This is a genomic window from Aeromicrobium wangtongii (genome assembly GCF_024584515.1).
Classification (GTDB): Bacteria; Actinomycetota; Actinomycetes; order Propionibacteriales; family Nocardioidaceae; genus Aeromicrobium; species Aeromicrobium wangtongii.
This window is the reverse complement of record NZ_CP102173.1, coordinates 2,944,741-2,964,454: the sequence shown is the minus strand read 5'-3', so window position 1 is coordinate 2,964,454 and position 19,714 is coordinate 2,944,741. Positions and strand designations below refer to the sequence as shown.

General features: G+C 68.9%; 19 protein-coding genes. 15 read left to right on the top strand and 4 right to left on the bottom strand.

Annotation, left to right across the window (positions count from 1 at the left end; translation table 11 throughout):
• Nucleotides 1-27 precede the first annotated feature (27 nt).
• The 3 genes from NQV15_RS14525 to galK are packed head-to-tail and all read right to left on the bottom strand — an operon-like array spanning nt 28 to nt 3,097.
• Nucleotides 28-1,137: a GNAT family N-acetyltransferase gene (locus tag NQV15_RS14525; protein WP_232401093.1), complete on the bottom strand. Its 1,110-nt coding sequence runs from the start codon at nt 1,135-1,137 to the stop codon at nt 28-30.
• Entirely contained in the window at nt 1,134-1,979 is an 846-nt protein-coding gene (locus NQV15_RS14520) for a prephenate dehydratase (protein WP_257125060.1), read from the bottom strand. The genes NQV15_RS14525 and NQV15_RS14520 overlap by 4 nt, the downstream gene beginning before the upstream one ends.
• The gene (galK, locus tag NQV15_RS14515) at nt 1,976-3,097 is read right to left on the bottom strand and encodes a galactokinase (RefSeq protein WP_232401095.1); all 1,122 of its coding nucleotides are present in this window, start codon (nt 3,095-3,097) and stop codon (nt 1,976-1,978) included. The genes NQV15_RS14520 and galK overlap by 4 nt, the downstream gene beginning before the upstream one ends.
• 54 nt (nt 3,098-3,151) lie before the next feature.
• Here galK and trpS point away from each other — a divergent pair, with 54 nt between their 5' ends.
• Nucleotides 3,152-4,180: a tryptophan--tRNA ligase gene (gene trpS / locus NQV15_RS14510; protein ID WP_232402068.1), complete on the top strand. Its 1,029-nt coding sequence runs from the start codon at nt 3,152-3,154 to the stop codon at nt 4,178-4,180.
• On the top strand, nt 4,177-4,689 hold the full coding sequence (locus tag NQV15_RS14505; protein ID WP_232401111.1) for a 2'-5' RNA ligase family protein: 513 nt from the start codon (nt 4,177-4,179) through the stop codon (nt 4,687-4,689). The genes trpS and NQV15_RS14505 overlap by 4 nt, the downstream gene beginning before the upstream one ends.
• 11 nt (nt 4,690-4,700) lie before the next feature.
• Here the strand turns inward: NQV15_RS14505 and NQV15_RS14500 are convergent, their stop codons facing one another.
• Nucleotides 4,701-5,612: a LysR family transcriptional regulator gene (locus NQV15_RS14500; protein WP_232401113.1), complete on the bottom strand. Its 912-nt coding sequence runs from the start codon at nt 5,610-5,612 to the stop codon at nt 4,701-4,703.
• 152 nt (nt 5,613-5,764) lie between these two features.
• Here NQV15_RS14500 and NQV15_RS14495 point away from each other — a divergent pair, with 152 nt between their 5' ends.
• The 13 genes from NQV15_RS14495 to NQV15_RS14435 all read left to right on the top strand — a co-directional run bounded on the left by NQV15_RS14495 (nt 5,765) and on the right by NQV15_RS14435 (nt 19,659).
• Complete coding sequence (locus NQV15_RS14495) at nt 5,765-6,424, top strand: succinate dehydrogenase cytochrome b subunit (RefSeq protein WP_404801306.1); 660 nt, start codon at nt 5,765-5,767, stop codon at nt 6,422-6,424.
• On the top strand, nt 6,424-8,385 hold the full coding sequence (locus NQV15_RS14490) for a fumarate reductase/succinate dehydrogenase flavoprotein subunit (RefSeq protein ID WP_232401117.1): 1,962 nt from the start codon (nt 6,424-6,426) through the stop codon (nt 8,383-8,385). Before NQV15_RS14495 ends, NQV15_RS14490 begins: the two co-directional genes overlap by 1 nt.
• Nucleotides 8,382-9,128, top strand: coding sequence for a succinate dehydrogenase/fumarate reductase iron-sulfur subunit (locus tag NQV15_RS14485; protein ID WP_232401119.1), 747 nt, complete (start codon nt 8,382-8,384; stop codon nt 9,126-9,128). Before NQV15_RS14490 ends, NQV15_RS14485 begins: the two co-directional genes overlap by 4 nt.
• Nucleotides 9,129-9,311: 183 nt before the next feature.
• On the top strand, nt 9,312-10,595 hold the full coding sequence (locus NQV15_RS14480) for a lipase family protein (protein ID WP_232401121.1): 1,284 nt from the start codon (nt 9,312-9,314) through the stop codon (nt 10,593-10,595).
• A gap of 61 nt (nt 10,596-10,656) precedes the next feature.
• On the top strand, nt 10,657-11,070 hold the full coding sequence (locus tag NQV15_RS14475; RefSeq protein WP_232401123.1) for a MarR family winged helix-turn-helix transcriptional regulator: 414 nt from the start codon (nt 10,657-10,659) through the stop codon (nt 11,068-11,070).
• Nucleotides 11,067-12,365 (top strand): MFS transporter, encoded by a 1,299-nt coding sequence (locus NQV15_RS14470; protein WP_232401125.1) that lies wholly within the window; start codon nt 11,067-11,069, stop codon nt 12,363-12,365. Before NQV15_RS14475 ends, NQV15_RS14470 begins: the two co-directional genes overlap by 4 nt.
• Nucleotides 12,325-12,762 carry an SRPBCC family protein gene (locus tag NQV15_RS14465; protein ID WP_232401126.1) on the top strand — a complete coding sequence of 146 codons (438 nt, stop codon included), beginning with the start codon at nt 12,325-12,327 and terminating at the stop codon, nt 12,760-12,762. The genes NQV15_RS14470 and NQV15_RS14465 overlap by 41 nt, the downstream gene beginning before the upstream one ends.
• A gap of 35 nt (nt 12,763-12,797) precedes the next feature.
• Complete coding sequence (locus NQV15_RS14460; RefSeq protein ID WP_232401128.1) at nt 12,798-13,970, top strand: amidohydrolase; 1,173 nt, start codon at nt 12,798-12,800, stop codon at nt 13,968-13,970.
• A gap of 149 nt (nt 13,971-14,119) precedes the next feature.
• Nucleotides 14,120-15,196, top strand: coding sequence for a BMP family lipoprotein (locus NQV15_RS14455; RefSeq protein WP_232401130.1), 1,077 nt, complete (start codon nt 14,120-14,122; stop codon nt 15,194-15,196).
• Between the two features lie 131 nt (nt 15,197-15,327).
• Nucleotides 15,328-16,917, top strand: a complete 1,590-nt coding sequence (locus NQV15_RS14450) for an ABC transporter ATP-binding protein (protein ID WP_232401141.1) — start codon at nt 15,328-15,330, stop codon at nt 16,915-16,917.
• Entirely contained in the window at nt 16,914-18,005 is a 1,092-nt protein-coding gene (locus tag NQV15_RS14445; RefSeq protein WP_232401143.1) for an ABC transporter permease, read from the top strand. The genes NQV15_RS14450 and NQV15_RS14445 overlap by 4 nt, the downstream gene beginning before the upstream one ends.
• Nucleotides 18,002-19,240 carry an ABC transporter permease gene (locus tag NQV15_RS14440; protein WP_232401145.1) on the top strand — a complete coding sequence of 413 codons (1,239 nt, stop codon included), beginning with the start codon at nt 18,002-18,004 and terminating at the stop codon, nt 19,238-19,240. The genes NQV15_RS14445 and NQV15_RS14440 overlap by 4 nt, the downstream gene beginning before the upstream one ends.
• Nucleotides 19,240-19,659: a cytidine deaminase gene (locus tag NQV15_RS14435; RefSeq protein ID WP_232401147.1), complete on the top strand. Its 420-nt coding sequence runs from the start codon at nt 19,240-19,242 to the stop codon at nt 19,657-19,659. The genes NQV15_RS14440 and NQV15_RS14435 overlap by 1 nt, the downstream gene beginning before the upstream one ends.
• The last annotated feature ends 55 nt before the right edge of the window (nt 19,660-19,714 follow it).

Sequence of the window (19,714 nt, the reverse complement as noted above, 5' to 3'; positions counted from 1 at the left end):
GCTCGCGATGAGGCCGTCGCGCAGCCGTCAGCGGATCAGCTCGTACCCGTTCAGATCGTCGTAGGAGCCGTCGCCGAGACGTTCGGCGACCCGCTGGGTGCCGTACAGGTCGAAGCCCGCGGCGACCGCGACGGCGTTGCTGGCCGGGTTGTCGACGGCGGCGTACAGCACCAGCCGGCGTCGGTCGAGGCCATCGGGGGAGAAGGCGTGCCTGATGACCGTGCGGACGGCCTCGGTCATCACGCCGCGCCCGCGCGCGTCCGGGTGCAGCCAGTACCCGATCTCTCCGTGCTCGGCACTGACCCCCAGCATGTCCATCACCGAGATGTTGCCCAGCAGCTCGTCGGTGGTGCGGTCCGCGATCGCCCATGTCGCCTTGGCGCCCGTCGCGGCCTGCCACACGCAGTCGTCGAGGTACGCGCGAGCGGTCGCGGCGGTGTACGGGTGGGGGAGCGCGGCCAGGAAGTGCCGGCTCAGCGGATCGCTGCACGCCTCGACGATGCGGGGGACGTCGGCGCCGGTGAACGGGCGCAGCCGCAGTCGGTCCGACTCCAGGACCGCCGACTCCGCCCACGCGGTCCGGGCGAACGGCGCGTCACCGAACCGGATCGAGGCGGTCCACGCGTCCAGGACGGCTCCGCGCTCCAGGAGCATGCCGGGCACCAGTCCGTGCAGGGTGAAACCGGTGGCGTGGGCGACCCGCAGCGAGCCCTCGTTGCCGACGTGGGAGCGCCAGTGGACGATCTCGACGCCTCCCTCGGTCAGTGACCAGTCCACCGCCAGGCGAACGGCGCGCGCCATGATGCCGCGGCCCCGGGCCCACGGGTGCAGCGCGAAGCCGATGTCGGCGATGGGCTTGTTGCGGATGTCGATGTTGCCGGCGAAGCGCGATCGTCCGTCGTCGTCGGTCGCCTCGATCGCCCAGCCGCGGTGGGACCCGGTCTCCCAGCCGCGCGGCATCGCGGCGAAGGCGAACTGCTCGCTCATGTCGCGCGTGTACGGCGTCGGGATCGCGGTCCACCGCACCATCTGCGGATCGACCGCCATCTCGACCATGGGGTCCACGTCCTGCGGTGCATGGGCGCGCAGCGTCACCACACCGTCACTGAGGACGGGAACGGTGAGCGGCCACCTCACGACCGGGAGGAGCGGGACGCGTCGGCCGGGTACACCCCGAGGATGCGGACGTCGGTGGTGAAGAAGGCCAGCTCCTCCAGTGCCCGGGACAGCGGGAGATCGTCCGGATGCCCGTCGACCTCGGCCAGGAACTGCGTCGCGGCGAACTGCCCGCCCACCATGTAGCTCTCCAGCTTGGTCATGTTGACGCCATTGGTCGCGAAACCGCCGAGTGCCTTGTACAGAGCGGCGGGCAGGTTGCGGACGTTGAAGATGAAGCTCGTGACGACGGGTCCGGATCCTGCGTCCGCGCGCTGCGGTTCGCGGGACAGCACGACGAAGCGGGTCGTGTTGTGCTCCTCGTCCTCGATGTCGGTCGCCAGCACGTCCAGACCGTAGATCTCGGCGGCCAGCGGTGGCGAGATCGAGGCCTGGGTGGGGTCGCCGGCGTCGGCGATCTCGCGGGCGGCGCCGGCGGTGTCACCCGAGATGACCGTCGTGAGACCGTGCTGCTTGATGAACTTGCGGCACTGACCCAGGGCGTGCACGTGGCTGTGGACCGTCTTGACCTGGTCGATCGTCGCCCCCCGCACGCCCATCAGGCTGAACTGGATGCGCAGGAAGTGCTCGGCGATGATGTGCAGGCCCGACGTGGGCAGGAAGTGGTGGATGTCGGCCACGCGGCCGGCGATCGAGTTGTCGATCGGGATCATCGCCAGCTCGGCCTCGCCGCTGCTGACCGCGGCGAACACGTCCTCGAACGAGGCACACGGCAGCGTCTCGCGGTCGGGGTAGTGCCGCTTGCACACCATGTCGGAGTTGGCGCCGGGCTCACCCTGGTAGGCGATGCGTCGAGAAGTCACCCGCCCAGTTTGACACCTGGGTCCGGCACCCGGTGGGCACCGTCGGCGGCGTGCACGACGAAGACCTCCGGACGTCCCCACTGACGGGCCTCGTACCGGGCCTCGACCCGCTCCCGCAGCGCCTGGACCTGCTCGGGGGCGACCAGGGCGATCGCGCTGCCGCCGAATCCGCCGCCGGTCATGCGGGCGCCGAGCGCGCCGGCCTCGAGGGCCGCCTCCACGGCGACGTCCAGCTCGGGGCAGCTGACCTGGAAGTCATCCCGCAGCGAGGCGTGGGACGCGGTGAGGATCGTGCCGAGCTGTTCCCACGCGCGGCGGCTGATCGCGTTGACGGCGCCCCGCACGCGGGCGGTCTCGGTGAGCACGTGGCGGGTGCGGGCCTTGAGCGTCTCGTCCTCGAGGCGGACGGTCGCGTCGAGGCCGGCCTGCGCCAGCCACTCCAGGCCCAGCTCGGCGGCGGCCCGCTCGCACTCCTCACGGCGGGCGGCGTACTCGCCGTCGGCCAGCGAGTGATGGGCGCCGGTGGCGATGACGGCCAGGACGAGCCCGTCGGCCTCCCAGCCGAGCGCGACCGGCGTGACCGTGTGCGGGGTGACCGCGGTGTCGATCAGCAGCGCGTGGTCGGCGGACCCGTGCAGCACGGCCAGCTGGTCCATCAGGCCGACGGGGGCGCCGACGAAACCGGACTCCGAACCTTGCGCGACCAGGGCGATCGTCGTGATGTCCAGACCGAAGCCGAACAGGTCGTTCAGGGCCGACGCGACACCGCACGTCGTCGCGGCCGAGGACGAGAGCCCGGCACCCGATGGCAGCCGCGACTCGATGACCAGGTCCGCGCCGGGGATCGGGTGCCCACGTTCGGCCAGGCTCCACACCGTCCCGGCCACGTAGGTCGCCCACCCGTCGACCTCACCGGGCTGGACGCCGACGGGGAAGGAGACCTTCGCGGCGCCGGGCAGATCGCTCCAGACATTGACGACCCCGTCATTGCGTGAACGGGCCTTGACCGTCACCGATCGGTCGATCGCGAGCGGGAGCACCGGACCCCCGTTGTAGTCCAGGTGCTCACCGATCAGGTTCACCCGGCCTGGCACGTCCCACCGGCACACGTCAGTCACCACTCCACCATAGGCTCCGGCCTCACGGCGGGCCCTCGCAGCATGGCTGGCAGAATGGAGGGCATGCCTGCCGACCGCCGACCACGCGTGCTGTCCGGGGCCCAGCCCACGGCTGACTCGTACCACCTGGGCAACTACTTCGGGGCGTTCAAGCAGTGGGTCGCCCTGCAGGACGAGTTCGAGGCGTTCTACTTCATCCCCGATCTGCACGCGATCACGGTCGAGTACGACCCCGCCCAGCTGCGCGAGCGGACATACATCGCCGCCGCCCAGCTGCTGGCCGCCGGCGTCGACCCGTCGCGCAGCGCGCTGTTCGTCCAGAGCCACGTGCCCGAGCACGCCCAGCTGGCCTGGATCCTGGGCGGGATCACCGGTTTCGGCGAGGCCAGCCGCATGACGCAGTTCAAGGACAAGTCGGCCAAGAACGGCTCCGACTCCGCCAGCGTCGGCCTGTTCACCTATCCGATCCTGATGGCCGCCGACATCTTGATCTACCAGGCCGACCGGGTGCCCGTCGGCGAGGACCAGCGCCAGCACGTCGAGCTGACCCGCAACCTCGCGCAGCGCTTCAACCACCGCTTCGGCGAGACGTTCGTCGTGCCCGAGGCGCACATCGTCAAGGCGACGGCCAAGATCTACGACCTCCAGGACCCGACCGCGAAGATGAGCAAGTCCTCGCTGTCGCCCAATGGCGTCGTCTCGCTGCTGGACTCGCGCAAGCAGGTCACCAAGAAGATCCGCTCGGCGGTGACCGACTCCGGCAGCGAGATCACCTGGGACCCGACCGGCAAGCCCGGCATCGCGAACCTGTTGTCGATCTACTCGGCGCTGACCGACCAGCCCATCGACAGCATCGTCAAGCAGTACGAGGGTCAGCAGTACGGCCACCTCAAGGTCGCACTGGCCGATCTGGTCGCCGACTTCGTCGAGTCGTTCGGCAACCGGACCCGCGAGCTGCTGGACGACCGCGGGGAGCTCGACCGGATCCTCGCGCAGGGCGCCCTCCAGGCCCGTGAGGTCGCCTCGAAGACGCTCGAGCTGGTGTACGAGCGCTCCGGATTCGTCCGGGGCATCCAGGCATGACGACGATCGGCGTCGCCATCCCGGTCCCGGATCCCTATGGCACGCAGCTGCGCGAGAAGCGCGCCGAGTTCGGCGACCCGATGGCCGAGACGGTGCCCAGCCACGTCACGCTGATCCCGCCCACGGAGGTCGAGGACGACCAGCTCGAGGCGGTCTGCGCGGCGCTGGACCGGGCCTCGGCGACGCTGCCGCCGTTCCCGATGCGGCTGCGGGGGACCGGGACGTTCCGCCCGGTCTCGCCCGTGGTGTTCGTCGCGGTCAGCCAGGGCATCTCCTACACCGAGATGCTGGCCCGGTGCGTGCGCACCGCGATCGGCGGCGCGGAGCCGGAGTTCCCGTTCCATCCGCACGTCACGGTGGCGCACAACCTGGACGATGCGAGCCTCGACCGCGCCTATGAGGACCTGCGTGACTTCGAGTGCCAGTTCACCGTCACCGAGTTCGCGCTGTACCACCACGAGCAGGAATCGGGCTGGGTCCCGCAGCGGGCCTTCCCGCTCGGCCAGTAGCCGCGGTCGGGTCAGACCAGCTCCAGCTCGAGGTCGCCGCCGGCGAAGACCGTGAGGTGCTCGAGCAGCTCGGACTTGAAGGCCTGCGCGGCCAGTGGCAACGTCTCGGAGCTGCGGTGCGCGAGGGCGATGACGCGATCCAGTGGTGGGTCGATGAGCTGGGTCGCCCGCAGCTGCGGCCGGGTCGCCAGCACCATGCTGGGCACGACCGCGTGGCCCAGGCCGGCCTGGACGAATCGCAGCACAGCGCTCATCTCGCCGCCCTCGACCGCCAGGCGGGGCTCGAAGCCCGCGCGGGCACATGCCCGCAGGGTGACCTCGCGCAGGTCGTAGCCCTCGCGGAACATCACCAGCGGCACATCGCGCAGCTCGGCGACCGACATCCGCTCGGGCAGGTCCGATGTCGCGGGGCTCGCCAGCACGAGGTGCTCGCGCAGCACGGGCGTCGTCTCGATGTCCGGCTCGTCGGTGGGCAGCGGGACGATCAGCAGGGCCACGTCGAGGCGTCCCTGGGCCAGCTCGCGGGTCAGCACGCGCGATCCGGCCTCCTGGACCTCCAGGTCGATCGCGGGATACGTCCGGTGGAAGCGGGTCAGCGCCTCCGGCAGGAGCCCGTCGCACAGCGACGGGGTGGCGCCGAGCCGCACCCGTCCCCGGCGCAGGTTGGCGACCTCGTGAACCGTGCGCTGCGCGCTCTCGACGTCGATCAGGATGCGCTGGGCATGGGGGAGGAGGGCCTCGCCGGCGCTGGTCAGCTCGACCCCGGTTCGGCCGCGCACGAACAGAGGCGTCCCGAGATTGTTCTCCAGGACGCGGATCTGCTTGGACAGTGTCGGCTGCGACACGCCCGTCATCTCGGCGGCGCGGGTGAAGTGCTTGGTCCGGGCGACCGCGACGAAGTACGACAGCTGATGGATCTGCACTGAGCCAGTGTGTCATAGCCATTGGCTATGAAGGATGCCCTCATGATGACTTAGCGCGAATCGTTCAAGAGTTCTAGTGTGGGTGGGTGGCAACTACCCTTACTCAGAAGCGCGTTCCGGCCAGCCGGTCGACGGTCGCTCATAAATACGCGATGGCGGTGTCGGGGCTCATCATGTTGGGCTACCTGCTCGTCCACATGTACGGCAACCTCAAGTTCTTCCAGGGCGAGGAGAAGTTCGACTCCTACCTGGGCGAGACCCTGCCGCACATGTTCTACCCGTACCTGCCCGAGGACGGCGCGCTCTGGATCATCCGGGTGCTGCTGGTCGTCGCGCTGGTCGTGCACGTCTACTGCGCCGCCACCCTGTGGCGCCGCAACAAGGCCGCGGCCGGCTACGTGGGCGGCAAGCGCTACCACACGACCCAGAACAAGACCGGCGTGCAGCGCAGCTACTCCTCGTTCACGATGCGGTGGGGCGGCGTCATCCTGCTGCTGTTCATCATCGGCCACGTCGCGCAGATGATGCCCAACTGGCTGTCGCCCGGCGGCGCCAGCGACAGCAAGTACGACCGTGTCGTCAACGGCTTCGAGATCTGGTGGGTCGTCCTGCTGTACACGATCGGCATGCTGGCCGTCGGTCTGCACCTCGCGCACGGATTCTGGAGCGCACTGACCACCCTGGGTCAGAACCGCAGCTCGACCCGTCGCAGCTCGCACTGGACGGCCATCTCGATCGCCCTCGCGACGCTGATCACGGTCGGCTTCCTCTCCGTCCCGTTCGCTGTCCTCTTCTTCGGAGCTGGTTCCTGATGACCACCACCACCACAACCACCAACACGTCTGAGTTCTACGGCGTCGGCGCGGACATCCACGACACCAAGGCGCCGAGCGGTCCCATCGAGCAGCGCTGGGACACCCGCAAGTTCAACGCCAAGCTGGTCAACCCGGCCAACCGCCGCAAGCTCAGCGTCATCATCGTCGGCACGGGCCTGGCCGGCGGCGCTGCCGCCGCCACGCTCGGCGAGGCCGGCTACCACGTCAAGAGCTTCTGCTACCAGGACAGCCCGCGCCGTGCCCACTCCATCGCCGCGCAGGGTGGCATCAACGCCGCCAAGAACTACCGCAACGACGGCGACAGCATCTACCGGCTGTTCTACGACACCGTCAAGGGCGGCGACTTCCGCTCGCGCGAGTCCAACTCGTACCGCCTCGCGCAGGTGTCGGTGAACATCATCGACCAGTGCGTCGCGCAGGGTGTCCCGTTCGCCCGTGAGTACGGCGGACTGCTGGACAACCGCTCCTTCGGCGGCGTGCAGGTCTCCCGCACGTTCTACGCCCGCGGCCAGACCGGCCAGCAGCTGCTGATCGGCGCCTACCAGGCGCTCGAGCGCCAGGTCGCCGCCGGCACCGTCGAGGTCCACACGCGCCACGAGATGCTCGAGCTGATCATGGTCGACGGCCGGGCCCGCGGCATCATCGCCCGCAACATGGTCACCGGCGAGATCGAGACGCACACCGCGGACGTCGTCGTGCTGGCCACCGGCGGCTACGGCAACGTCTACTTCCTGTCGACCAACGCGATGGGCAGCAACACCACGGCGACGTGGCGTGCGCACCGCAAGGGCGCCTACTTCGGCAACCCCTGCTACACGCAGATCCACCCCACCTGCATCCCGGTCTCCGGCGACTACCAGTCCAAGCTGACCCTGATGAGCGAGTCGTTGCGCAACGACGGCCGCATCTGGGTGCCCAAGAAGGCCGGCGACGAGCGTCCGGCCGACCAGATCCCCGAGGACGAGCGCGACTACTACCTGGAGCGCATCTACCCGGCCTTCGGCAACCTGGTGCCCCGCGACATCGCGTCGCGTGCGGCCAAGTACCAGTGCGACGACGGCAAGGGCGTGGGCCCCGGCGGCCTGGGCGTCTACCTGGACTTCGCCGACGCCATCGCGCGTCTCGGCCTGGACACCGTCAAGGCCAAGTACGGCAACCTGTTCGACATGTACGCCCAGATCACGGGCGAGGATCCGTACAAGACGCCGATGCGCATCTACCCGGCCGTCCACTACACGATGGGTGGCCTGTGGGTCGACTACGACCTGCAGAGCAACCTCGCCGGCCTGTTCGTCACCGGCGAGGCCAACTTCTCCGACCAGGGCGCCAACCGCCTCGGCGCCTCGGCGCTGATGCAGGGCCTGGCAGACGGCTACTTCGTCCTGCCGAACACGATCGCCAACTACCTGGCCGACGGCCCGTTCGAGAAGATCTCCGACGACCACCCGGAGGTCGTGGCCGCCAAGCAGGCGGTGACCGACCGGATCAACACGTTCCTGTCGATCAACGGCACCCGCACGGTGGACTCCTACCACAAGGAGCTCGGCCAGATCATGTGGGAGTACTGCGGCATGGAGCGCACCGAGGAGGGCCTGACCAAGGCGATCGGCCTGATCCGCGAGCTCAAGGCGGACTTCTGGAAGAACGTCAAGGTCTCCGGCGTCAACGAGGAGCTCAACCAGACCCTCGAGCGGGCCGGCCGGGTTGCCGACTTCTTCGAGCTCGGTGAGCTGATGTGCATCGACGCGCTGCACCGCCGCGAGTCGTGCGGCGGCCACTTCCGCGCCGAGAGCCAGACCGAGGACGGCGAGGCGCTGCGGCACGACGAGGAGTTCGCCTATGTCGCCGCGTGGGAGTTCGGTGGGGACACGCCGATCCTGCACAAGGAACCGCTGGAATACGAGTACGTCGAGATGAAGGCCAGGAGCTACAAGTGAACATCACCGTACGGGTGTGGCGTCAGAAGAACGCCGACGACAAGGGCAAGATGGTCACCTATGGCGTCGAGAACGTCAGCAAGGACATGTCGTTCCTGGAGATGCTCGACGTCCTCAACGAGCAGCTCACGCTGGCCGGTGACGACCCGATCGCCTTCGACCACGACTGCCGTGAGGGCATCTGTGGCGCCTGCGGTGTCGTGATCAACGGGCAGGCGCACGGCCCGCAGGTCACCACGACCTGCCAGCTGCACATGCGCAGCTTCGAGGACGGCGCCGTCGTCGACGTCGAGCCGTGGCGTGCCGGTGCCTTTCCGGTCATCAAGGACCTCGTCGTCGACCGGTCCTCGTTCGACCGCATCATCCAGGCCGGCGGCTACATCTCCGCGCCGACCGGTTCGGCTCCCGAGGCCAACAACCTCCCGGTGCCGAAGAAGGATGCCGACCACGCCTTCGAGTCGGCGGCCTGCATCGGCTGTGGCGCGTGCGTCGCGGCGTGCCCCAACGGCTCGGGCATGCTGTTCACCGCCGCGAAGATCACCCACCTGGGCCTGCTCCCGCAGGGTCAGCCGGAACGTGACTCGCGCGTCATCGGCATGGTCGAGCAGCACGACCACGAGGGCTTCGGCAGCTGCACCAACATCGGTGAGTGCACGGCGGCATGCCCCAAGGGCATCCCGCTGGACACCATCAGCCGGCTCAACCGGGACCTCCTCGGAGCGCTCTCCAAGGGCAAGGCCTGAGCAACCCCTGACGTCATCCCGGGAGAGCCGCACGCGGCTCGCCCGGGATGACGTCGTTGTTCCCACTCTTCCCTCGACGACGGGGAGGCCCTAGGGTGACGCGCAACTGTGATTTACAACACTGGGGGAACTGTGAAGCGTCGTCGTCACCGTCCGATCGCCGTCCTGATGTCGCTAGGCCTGGTGGCCGCAAGCTGGGCGGTGGTGCCGCCGGCGGCAACTGCCGGCGAGTCGCGAGGCATCCAGATTCCTGCGTTCTACGACCCGCCGGCGCAGATCCCGGCCAGTCCGGGCTCGCTGATCAGGTCCGAGCCGATGCCGCTGTCGCTCAACCTCCCGGTGGTGTTCCCGGGCAAGGCGACGCGGCTGATGTACAGCTCGATCGACTCAGCCGGCCGTCCGGTCGCGGTGACCGGCGCCTACATCGAGCCCACGGTCGCGTGGCGCGGGCCCGGCCCGCGGCCCGTCGTGGCATTCGGTTCGGGCACGATCGGATCGGGCGACCAGTGTGCGCCCTCGCTGGGGCTGGAGCACCCGATCAACCTGGGCATCGGCAGTGACGGCAACACGCTGACGCTGACCTACGACCTGATCCAGATGAGCGGTCTGCTCAACAAGGGGGTGGCGGTCGCCCTCACCGACTACGTGGGTCTTGGCGCCACCGACCGGCGGCACCACTACCTCAACCGGGTCTCGACCGGGCACGCCATGCTGGACGTCGCGCGCGCGGTCAAGAAGCTGCCAGGCGTCTCGATCCCGGCCGGGACGAAGTTCGGCGCCTGGGGCTACAGCCAGGGCGGCGGAGCCTCCGGCGCGGCCGTGGAGCTGCAGCCGACGTACGCGCCCGACGTGAACCTGGTGGCGTCCTACGTGGGTGCTCCGCCGGCCAATGCCCGCACCACGATGGCCGGCGCAGAGGGCGGCTTGATCAGCGCGGCCATGGGGCTGGCGATGAACGGGTTCCTCGACTCCAACCCCGAGCTGGTGCCCGTCTTCGACCGCAACCTCAATGCCAGCGGGAAGAAGATGCTGGCCGACACCGCCACGATGTGCATCGCCGACGTGATCGCGAGCTACCCGCTGGCCAAGTCCGGCGCGTGGACCGTCGACGGCAAGACACTCGGCCAGGTCGTCGACTCCGAGCCGCTGCTGGCCAAGGTCATCGACGACCAGCGCATCGGCCGGCTCAAGCCGAAGGGCGCGACCCTGATCGCGACCGCGCTGGGTGACAACACCGTGCCGCACGGCATGGTCAAGCAGCTGGCCAAGGACTGGTGTGGCAAGGGGGCGGCGGTCCGTTACCTGCCGGTGGGGCTCCCGGCACTGCCGGGCGACCGGGACCAGCTGGTGCTGCACCACCTCGAGGGCATGCTGCTGGCCTACCCGACGGCTCTGGCATGGATGACCGATCGGCTGTCCGGGGCCGCGGCGCCGAGCAACTGCGGCAGTCTGGGCCTGATGCCGTGACGGGACCGGTGGACGGTCAGCGGTTTTGATTAGCATAGGTAATTTGCTACGCTAAGGAGACATGCCGACCGATGAAGCCCACCAGATAGCGCGCTCCGTCGCGCGCCTGAACCGTCGCCTCCGCCAGGAGCGGCAGAGCGATCTCACCCCCACCCAGCTGTCGGTGCTGGGCGCGATCGACACGCTCGGCAAGTCCACGCCCGGCGCCATCGCGTCCCACGAGCGGGTCCGTCCGCCGTCGATCACGCGCACGCTGACCTGCTTGGTCGATGACGGGTTCGCGATCCGCGAGCCGCACCCCGACGACGGGCGGCAGGTGCTGATCTCGTTGTCCGCCAAGGGCGATGCGGTGCTGGCCGAGGAGCGGGACCGCCGTGACCTGTGGCTGTCGACCGCCCTGGCCCAGCTGACCGCCGCCGAGCGCGCCACCTTGAAGGAGGCTGCCGCGCTCCAGGAACGGCTGGCCACTTCGTGAGCCCCACGTTCAGCGCCCTGGCGGTGCGGAACTACCGCATCTACCTCCTCGGGGCGATCGTCTCCAACACGGGCACGTGGATGCAGCGCATCGGCCAGGACTGGCTGGTGCTGCAGCTGACCAACAGCGGCACCGCACTGGGCATCACGACCGGCCTGCAGCTGCTGCCTGCGCTGCTGTTCTCGCCCATCGCCGGCGTCGTGGCCGACCGGATGCCCAAGCGCACCGTCCTGCGGATCACGCAGGTGGCGATGGCGCTGCCCGCCGCACTGCTGGGCATCCTGGCCGTCACCGGGGCGGTGCAGACCTGGCACGTCTACCTGCTGTCGTTCCTGTTCGGCATCGGCACGGCGTTCGACGCGCCCGCGCGCCAGTCGTTCGTCGTGGAGATCGTCGGTTCCAAGGACCTGTCGAACGCCGTCGGACTGAACTCGGCCTCGTTCAACCTGGCCCGCATGATCGGTCCGGCGATCGCCGGCGGGCTCATCGCGGCCCTCGGCTCGGGCGTCGAGGGCGCCGGATGGGTCATCCTGGTCAACGCGCTGAGCTATCTGGCCGTGCTGATGTCGTTGCAGATGCTCGACCCGTCGCGGCTCACCCCGGCGCAGGTCACCGGCTCCCGCAAGCGCGCGGTGCGCGACGGCGTCGCGTACGTCCGGTCGCGCCCCGACCTGGTGCTGATCCTGATCTCGGTCTTCTTCGTGGGCACGTTCGGGATGAACTTCCAGATGACCAGCGCCCTCATGGCCACCGAGGTCTACGGCAAGGGTGCGGGGGGATACGGCTTGCTGGCCTCGATCATGGCGATCGGATCGCTCGCGGGAGCGTTGCTCGCGGCCCGACGTTCCCGGCCGCGCCTGCGCGTCGTGGTGCTCGCCGGCGCAGCCTTCGGCGTCGTCGAGATCATCGCCGGGCTGATGCCCACGTACGCGACCTTCGCCGCGATCCTCCCGGTGCTGGGGCTGTGCGCGCTGACGATGATCACCTCGGCCAACGCCACGATCCAGCTGACCTCCAGCCCCATGATGCGCGGCCGCGTCGCCGCCCTGTACCTGATGGTGTTCATGGGCGGCACCCCCGTCGGGGCACCGCTGGTCGGCTGGGTCGGCGAGACCTTCGGCGCCCGCTGGATGATGATCGGTGGCGGCGGCATCACCCTGCTCGGCATCGCGGCCGGCCTGGCCTGGTTCTACCGCAACCAGGACGCCGAGCGCGAGGAGTTGCGGCAGGTGCTGCGCGATCTACGGTGGAGGAATGCACGTCGAGCGGACCTTCACGGTGTCGAGATCGGTTGAGGACGTCTTCGACTACCTCAGCAACTTCGAGAACACCAACCAGTGGGACCCCGGCACGATCCGGACCGAGCGGACCGCGGGTGACGGTGGGCTCGGCACGACGTACGCCAACCGGTCCCGCTTCGCCGGCCGTGAGACCGACCTGACCTACGAGACGATCGGTTTCGACCGGCCCACGTTCTTCTGCGCGCGGGGCATGAACAAGACGGCCACGGCCACCGACTCGATGACGTTCACCCGCGACGGTGACCGGACGCAGATCCACTATCGCGCCGACTTCCAGTTCCACGGCCCGGTCCGCTTCGTCGCACCGCTGGTGGTCAAGCCGAAGCTCGCGGCCCTGGCCGACGAGACGGTCGAGCAGATCCGCCGCTCGCTGGAGCCCGGCACCTCCTGAGGACGACGGTCCCGGGTGAGGGATAACCTGAAGGAATGTCGTTGACCTTGGCCGAGTCGCTCGCGCGTTCTGTGGACATCGTCGCGCCCGACCTCATCGAGGTGCGTCGTGACCTGCACGCGCACCCCGAGCTGTCCTGGCACGAGCAGCGCACCACCGACCTGATCGCGACCTGGATGGACAAGATCGGCATCCCGTTCGAACGGTTCGACGGCACCGGGCTGATGGCCGAGATCGGGCCCGAGGCAGGCCCCGTCGTGGCCCTGCGGGCCGATCTGGACGCCCTGCCGGTCATCGAGACCTCCCAGGATCCCTGGAAGTCGATCGTGCCCGGCGTCTCCCACTCCTGCGGCCACGACGTGCACATGGCAGCCATGCTGGGCGCCGCCGTCGCCCTCGCGGAGGCCCACGTCGATGGCCTCCTGCCCGTGCGCGTCCGGATGATCTTCCAGCCCGCCGAGGAGGTCATGCCCGGCGGAGCACTGAAGCTGCTGGCCGCCGGCGCGCTGAGGGGCGTGTCCCGCATCTTCGCGCTGCACTGCGATCCATCACTGGACGTCGGTCAGGTCGGCCTGCGGGAGGGGCCCATCACCGGCGCCTCGGACCAGATCCACGTCACGCTCAGCGGACGGGGCGGGCACACCTCGCGCCCTCACCTCACCGAGGACCTGACCTTCGCGCTGGGCAATCTGCTGACCCAGCTGCCGGCCGTGCTGTCCAGGCGTTTCGACCCGCGGGCCGGCGCCAGCATGGTGTGGGGCCAGATCCACTCCGGCAACGCGGCCAATGTCATCCCGTCCACCGGTGAGCTCAGCGGCACGCTGCGGATGCTCGACCCGGCCGCGTGGCACCAGGCCGAGCACCTCGTCCGAGGGCTGATCAGCGACATCATCGAGCCCTTCGGTGTCAGCGCCGACGTCCACTACGTCCGAGGCGTCCCGCCCGTCGTCAACGACTTCGGCGCGACCCAGACCCTGCGGCGCGCCGTGACACAGGCCCTCGGCCCCGGGGGAGTGGCCACCACGGCGCAGAGCCTCGGCGGCGAGGACTTCGCCTGGTACGTCGAGGCGGTCCCGGGATCGATGGGGCGCCTGGGCACCCGCACCCCGGACGGCCCGACCTACGACCTGCACCAGGGCAACCTGCGGGTCGACGAGCGGGCGATCGCCGTCGGCGCGAAGGTGCTCGCGATGGCTGCTGTGAGCTGAGTCTCACCCCCTGCAACCGCGCAGGTGAAGATACGGTTACGCCGCACTCCTTTTGGGGGATCGGTGTCCGGGACCCATGGCCCTGACATTAAGGTCAGACTCGAGTGCCGGGCTCCCCGGCTCCGTACCGAGGAGGAATTTTGCGTCGATTGACCAAGCTTTCCGCTGTTGCCGCCGTTGCAGCGATCGCTCTTGCGGGCTGTGGGGGCAGCGACAGTGAGGGTGGCAGCGGCAAGGACAAGAAGGCCGCCAGTGACGATGTCTGCAAGACCGCTGATGGCGACGGGCCGAAGATCGGCCTGGCGTACGACGTCGGCGGCCGCGGCGACCGCTCCTTCAACGACTCGGCCTACGCCGGTGTCGAGAAGGCCGTTGCCGACTTCGACGCGACCTGCATCGAGGGCGAGGCGACCGACGACGAGGCCGAGTCGGCTCGCGAGGACCGTCTGCGCAACATGGCCGAGAACGGCGCCACCGCGATCATCGGTGTGGGCTTCGCCTACAGCGAGTCGGTCAACGCCGTCGCTCCGGACTTCCCCGAGGTGAACTTCGCGGTCGTCGACGGATTCGACCCCGACGACAAGGCCAACGACAACGTCGCGTACCTCGGCTTCGCCGAGGAGCAGGGCTCCTTCCTGGTCGGCGTCGCCGCCGCCACGAAGAGCAAGTCGGGCACCATCGGCTTCGTCGGTGGCGTCAACAACGACCTGATCCAGAAGTTCGAGGCCGGCTACACCGCGGGCGCCAAGGCCGCCAAGCCCGACATCAAGGTCGAGGTCGCGTACATCCAGGAGTCGGACCTGTCCGGCTTCGGTGACCCCGCCGGTGGCAAGGCTGCCGCGACGGGTGAGTTCGACAAGGGCGCCGACGTGGTCTACCACGCTGCCGGCGGCTCGGGCTCGGGCGTCTTCGACGCCGCTGTCGAGGCCGGCGAGGGCAACTGGGCGATCGGTGTCGACTCCGATCAGTACCTGACGGCCACCGCTGCGCAGAAGCCGTTCATCCTGACGTCGATGCTCAAGCGCGTCGACACGGCGTCGTACGACTTCGTCAAGTCGGTCAACGACGGCAAGCCGCTGACCAGCTTCCAGGTCTACGACCTGAAGGCTGACGGCGTCGGCTACTCCACGGCCAACCCGGAGATCAAGGACCTGCAGGCCGACATCGACGGCTACAAGGCCAAGATCGTCGACGGCGAGATCAAGGACATCCCGACCAAGCCGTAGTACCGCAGAAAACCTTGCAAGACCAGTAACACCCCGATGACGAGCCTGGGCCGGCGCGGTAGCGTCCAGCCCAGGTTCGTCGTCGTCTACCATGCCTTGTCCGTCGCGAATGTCGTACGTAGGGAGTGTCCGTGCCGTCTGCAGTTGACGCGGTGCAGCTGCGGGGAATCGGCAAACGATTCCCCGGTGTCATCGCCAATCATGATGTCGACCTGACGATCCGGGCGGGCACCGTCCACGCGCTGATCGGCGAGAACGGCGCCGGCAAGTCGACGCTGATGAAGATCTTGTACGGCGTCCAGCGCCCTGATGAGGGCACCATCACGATCGAGGGCAAGGAAGTGGTCCTCAAGTCGCCGACCGAGGCGATCGAGGCCGGCGTCGGCATGGTCTTCCAGCACTTCATGCTGGCCGACAACCTGACGGTCCTGGAGAACATGGTGCTCGGCGCCGAGAAGCTGCACGGCATCGGCGACGGCGCGCGCGCCGAGATCCGCCGCATCTCCGACCGCTTCGGTTTCGACCTCGACCCCGACGTGATGGTCGAGAAGCTCGGCGTGGCGGCCCGCCAGCGCCTCGAGATCGCCAAGGTCCTGTACCGCGGCGCCCGCGTCATCATCCTCGACGAGCCCACCGCCGTCCTCGTGCCGCAGGAGGTCGACGCGTTGTTCGCCAACCTGCGCGAGCTCAAGGACGCCGGCAACTCGGTGCTGTTCATCTCGCACAAGCTCGACGAGGTGCTCGACATCGCCGACGACATCACGGTCATGCGCCGCGGCACGACGGTCGGGACGGCCGATCCGCGCACCGCGACCAAGCACGAGCTGGCCGAGCTGATGGTCGGCTCCGAGCTGCCGTCGCCCGAGACCGGCGAGTCCACGGTCACCGATGTCGTGGAGCTCTCGCTGACCGACATCACCCTGACCGACGAGTTCGGCCGCAACCTGCTCACCGACGTGTCGTTGGACATCCGCCGCGGCGAGGTCCTGGGCATCGCCGGAGTCGAGGGCAACGGGCAGGCCGAGCTCGTCGAGACCATCATGGGCATGCGCATCCCGACGTCCGGGACGATCCGCCTCGGCGACAAGGACGTCACCGAGTGGCACACCCGCAAGCTGCGTGAGGCCGGTATCGGCTACATCCCCGAGGACCGGCACCGGCACGGGCTGCTGCTGGACGCCCCGTTGTGGGAGAACCGCATCCTGGGTCACCAGACCCGCCCGCCCAGCGTCAAGCGCATGTGGTTCAACCGCAAGGGCACGTGGTTCAAGCGCAAGAACGCTCGCGAGCAGACCCGTCCGCCCCGCGTCGGGGGCATGTGGATCAACCGCAAGGGCGCCCGCAAGGACACCGAGCGCATCGTCCGCGACTACGACGTGCGTGCCCCGGGCATCGACACCCCCGCCCGCGCGCTGTCCGGCGGCAACCAGCAGAAGCTGATCGTGGGCCGCGAGATGAGCGGCGACCCGGTCCTGCTGATCGCATCGCATCCCACCCGCGGCGTCGACGTCGGCGCCCAGGCAGCCATCTGGGACCACATCAAGCGGGCCCGCCGCAAGGGCCTGGCGGTCCTGCTCATCTCGGCAGACCTGGACGAGCTCATCGGTCTGTCCGACACGATCCAGGTCATCCTCCGCGGACGTCTCGTGGGCACGTTCGACCCGTCGACGGTCACCCCCCAGGACCTCGGCACCGCCATGACCGGGGGAGAGGCCGCATGAACCGGTTCAACCTACGCGCCGTCGGGCTGAGCCTGCTGGCGCCTGCGATCGCAATCGTGCTCAGCATCATCGTCACGACGCTGGTCATCGCCGCCGTCGGCAGCTCGCCGGGCGAGTTCTGGTCGACGATGTTCGAGATGCCCAAGCCCCGGCTGCGCGTCGACATCCTCAACCAGACCGTGATGATCTACATCGCCGCCATCGCTGCCGCGATCGGCTTCCGCATGGGCCTGTTCAACATCGGTCTGGAGGGCCAGTACACGCTGGCCTCCTTCGCCGCCGCGACCTTCGCCGGCGCCGCCTACCTGAGCGGGTTCGCCAACGTCGCGGCCTCGGTCCTGGTGGCGCTGGTCGTCGGTGGCGCGTGGGCCGGCATCGCCGGCATCCTGCGGACGACCCGTGGGGTCAGCGAGGTCATCGCGACGATCATGCTCAACTCGATCGCCATCACCCTGGTCGGCTACTTCCTGAACAACTACGGGGTCAAGGAGGGCAACAGCGTCCACACCAAGAACCTCGATCCCGGCAGCACCGTCGGTGGGTTCTCGCCCTTCGAGGACCGCGACGGCGAGATCTGGGCGCTGGGGCTCATCGCGGTGCTCGTGGGCGTCGGCTTCTGGGTGCTGCTGAACAAGACCCGGTTCGGTTTCGACCTGCGCGCCAGCGGCCAGTCCGAGAGCGCGGCCCTGGCCAGCGGCATCAACCCCAAGCGGATGATCCTGATCTCGATGGTCCTCTCGGGAGCGGTCGCCGGTCTGATCTGGATGCCGGCGCTGTTCGGCGGGGCGCGCAACTACGGCACGTCCTTCCAGGCCGGGCTGGGCTTCCTCGGCATCGCCGTGGCCCTGTTGGGCCGCAACCGTCCGCTGGGCATGCTGTTCGGCGCGCTGCTGTTCGCCTTCCTCTCGGTCAAGTCCAATGACCTGACCTTCGGCACGGACGTCTCGCCGAGCATCGTCCAGATCACCCAGGGCGTCGCGGTGCTGGCCGTCGTGGTGACCTATGAGGTGGTGCGTCGATGGCGCACCAGACTCGAGCAACGAGCAGTCAGCCGCGAGCTGGCCGGACCCACGGAGGTGACCGCATGAGCACCGCCACGGTCCAGAAGCGCGGCATCGTCGAGCGCGTGAGCAAGAGCTGGCTGTACATCGGCCTGATCGGCATCGGTCTGGTGTCGTTCGTCCGGATCATCACCGACACCAACGACCTGACCGCTGCCGGGACGATCCGCGCCGCGATCATCGCGACCTGCCCGATCCTGGCGGCCGCCCTCGGAGGTCTCTGGGCCGAGCGGGCCGGCGTCGTCAACATCGGCCTCGAGGGGCAGATGATCCTCGGCACCTGGGGAGCGGCGTTCTTCACCTACCACTACGGCCCGTGGGTCGGCATTCTCGGCGCGGCCCTGCTGGGTCTGATCGGCGGTCTCCTGCACGCCATCGCCACGATCAGCTTCGGCGTCGACCACATCGTGTCCGGCGTCGCGATCAACCTGATCGGTGCGGGCGTGGCGACGTACCTGGCCGAGGCGATCTTCTCCGACTACGAGGGCGGCGGCCCTCGCCAGCTCAACGGATTGGAGGCGCCGGCCCAGATCACGATTCCCGGCGTGTCCGACCTGGCCAAGGACATCGCCGACCAGCACTGGTTCTTCGTGTCGGACGTGGCCGCGTTCATCCAGGCCATGACGACCAACATCTCGACGCTGAGCCTGCTGATCTTCGCGCTCGTCGTGGTCTCGGCCGTGGTGCTGTGGCGCACGTCCTTCGGCCTGCGGCTGCGCTCCTGCGGCGAGAACCCGCAGGCCGCCGAGACCCTGGGCGTCAACGTGTACCGCTACAAGTACATCGCGGTGCTCATCTCCGGCGCCCTCGCCGGAATCGGCGGCGGCTTCCTGGCGCTCGTGGCGTCCAGCGGCTTCAGCACGGGTCAGACCGGCGGACGCGGCTACATCGGCCTGGCCGCGATGATCTTCGGCAACTGGCGTCCCGGCGGCCTGCTCGCCGGTGCGCTGACCTTCGGCTACACCGACTCGCTGCGCCTGCGCGACACGCAGTCGGTGCACTCGCTGCTGCTGGTGGTGGCCATCGGTCTGCTGGCCTTCGCGGCGTGGCGTGCCTACCGCCGACAGGTGCGCGGCGCCGTCACCGTGGCGGTCGTCGGTGTGGCGGTCATGGCCTGGTTCCTGCTGACCGACGCCGTGCCGCGCGAGTTCACGGTCATGACGCCGTACGTCACGACGCTGTTCGTGCTGGCGCTCGGGGCGCAACGACTACGGATGCCGGCCGCGGATGGCGCCCAGTACCGACGAGGGAGTGCGGGCTGATGGCTCTGGGGATCAGCGGTGCCGGCGACCCCATCGACTGGGAGTCGCTGACCAAGTACGCCACCGAGGTGATGGGACGCGCCTATGCGCCCTACTCCAACTACAGGGTCGGCGCGGCCGGGCTCGTCGACGACGGCCGGGTCGTGCTCGGCTGCAATGTCGAGAACGCCGCCTACGGTGTGGCGCTGTGCGCCGAGTGCGGCATGGTGTCGGCGCTGCACTCGACCGGCGGCGGACGTCTCATCGCGGTGGCCTGCGTCGACTCCAGGGGCGCGGCGCTCATGCCGTGCGGCCGCTGCCGCCAGCTGCTGTGGGAGAACGGTGGGCCCGACATGCAGCTCATGACGCCCAGCGGCGTCAAGACCATGACCGAGGTGCTCCCCGACGCCTTCGGTGCCGACGACCTGGGGACGGTGTGATCGGACGTCTGGACGTTCCGGTCGTCCCAGCTACTCGAACGCAGAAACACCACTT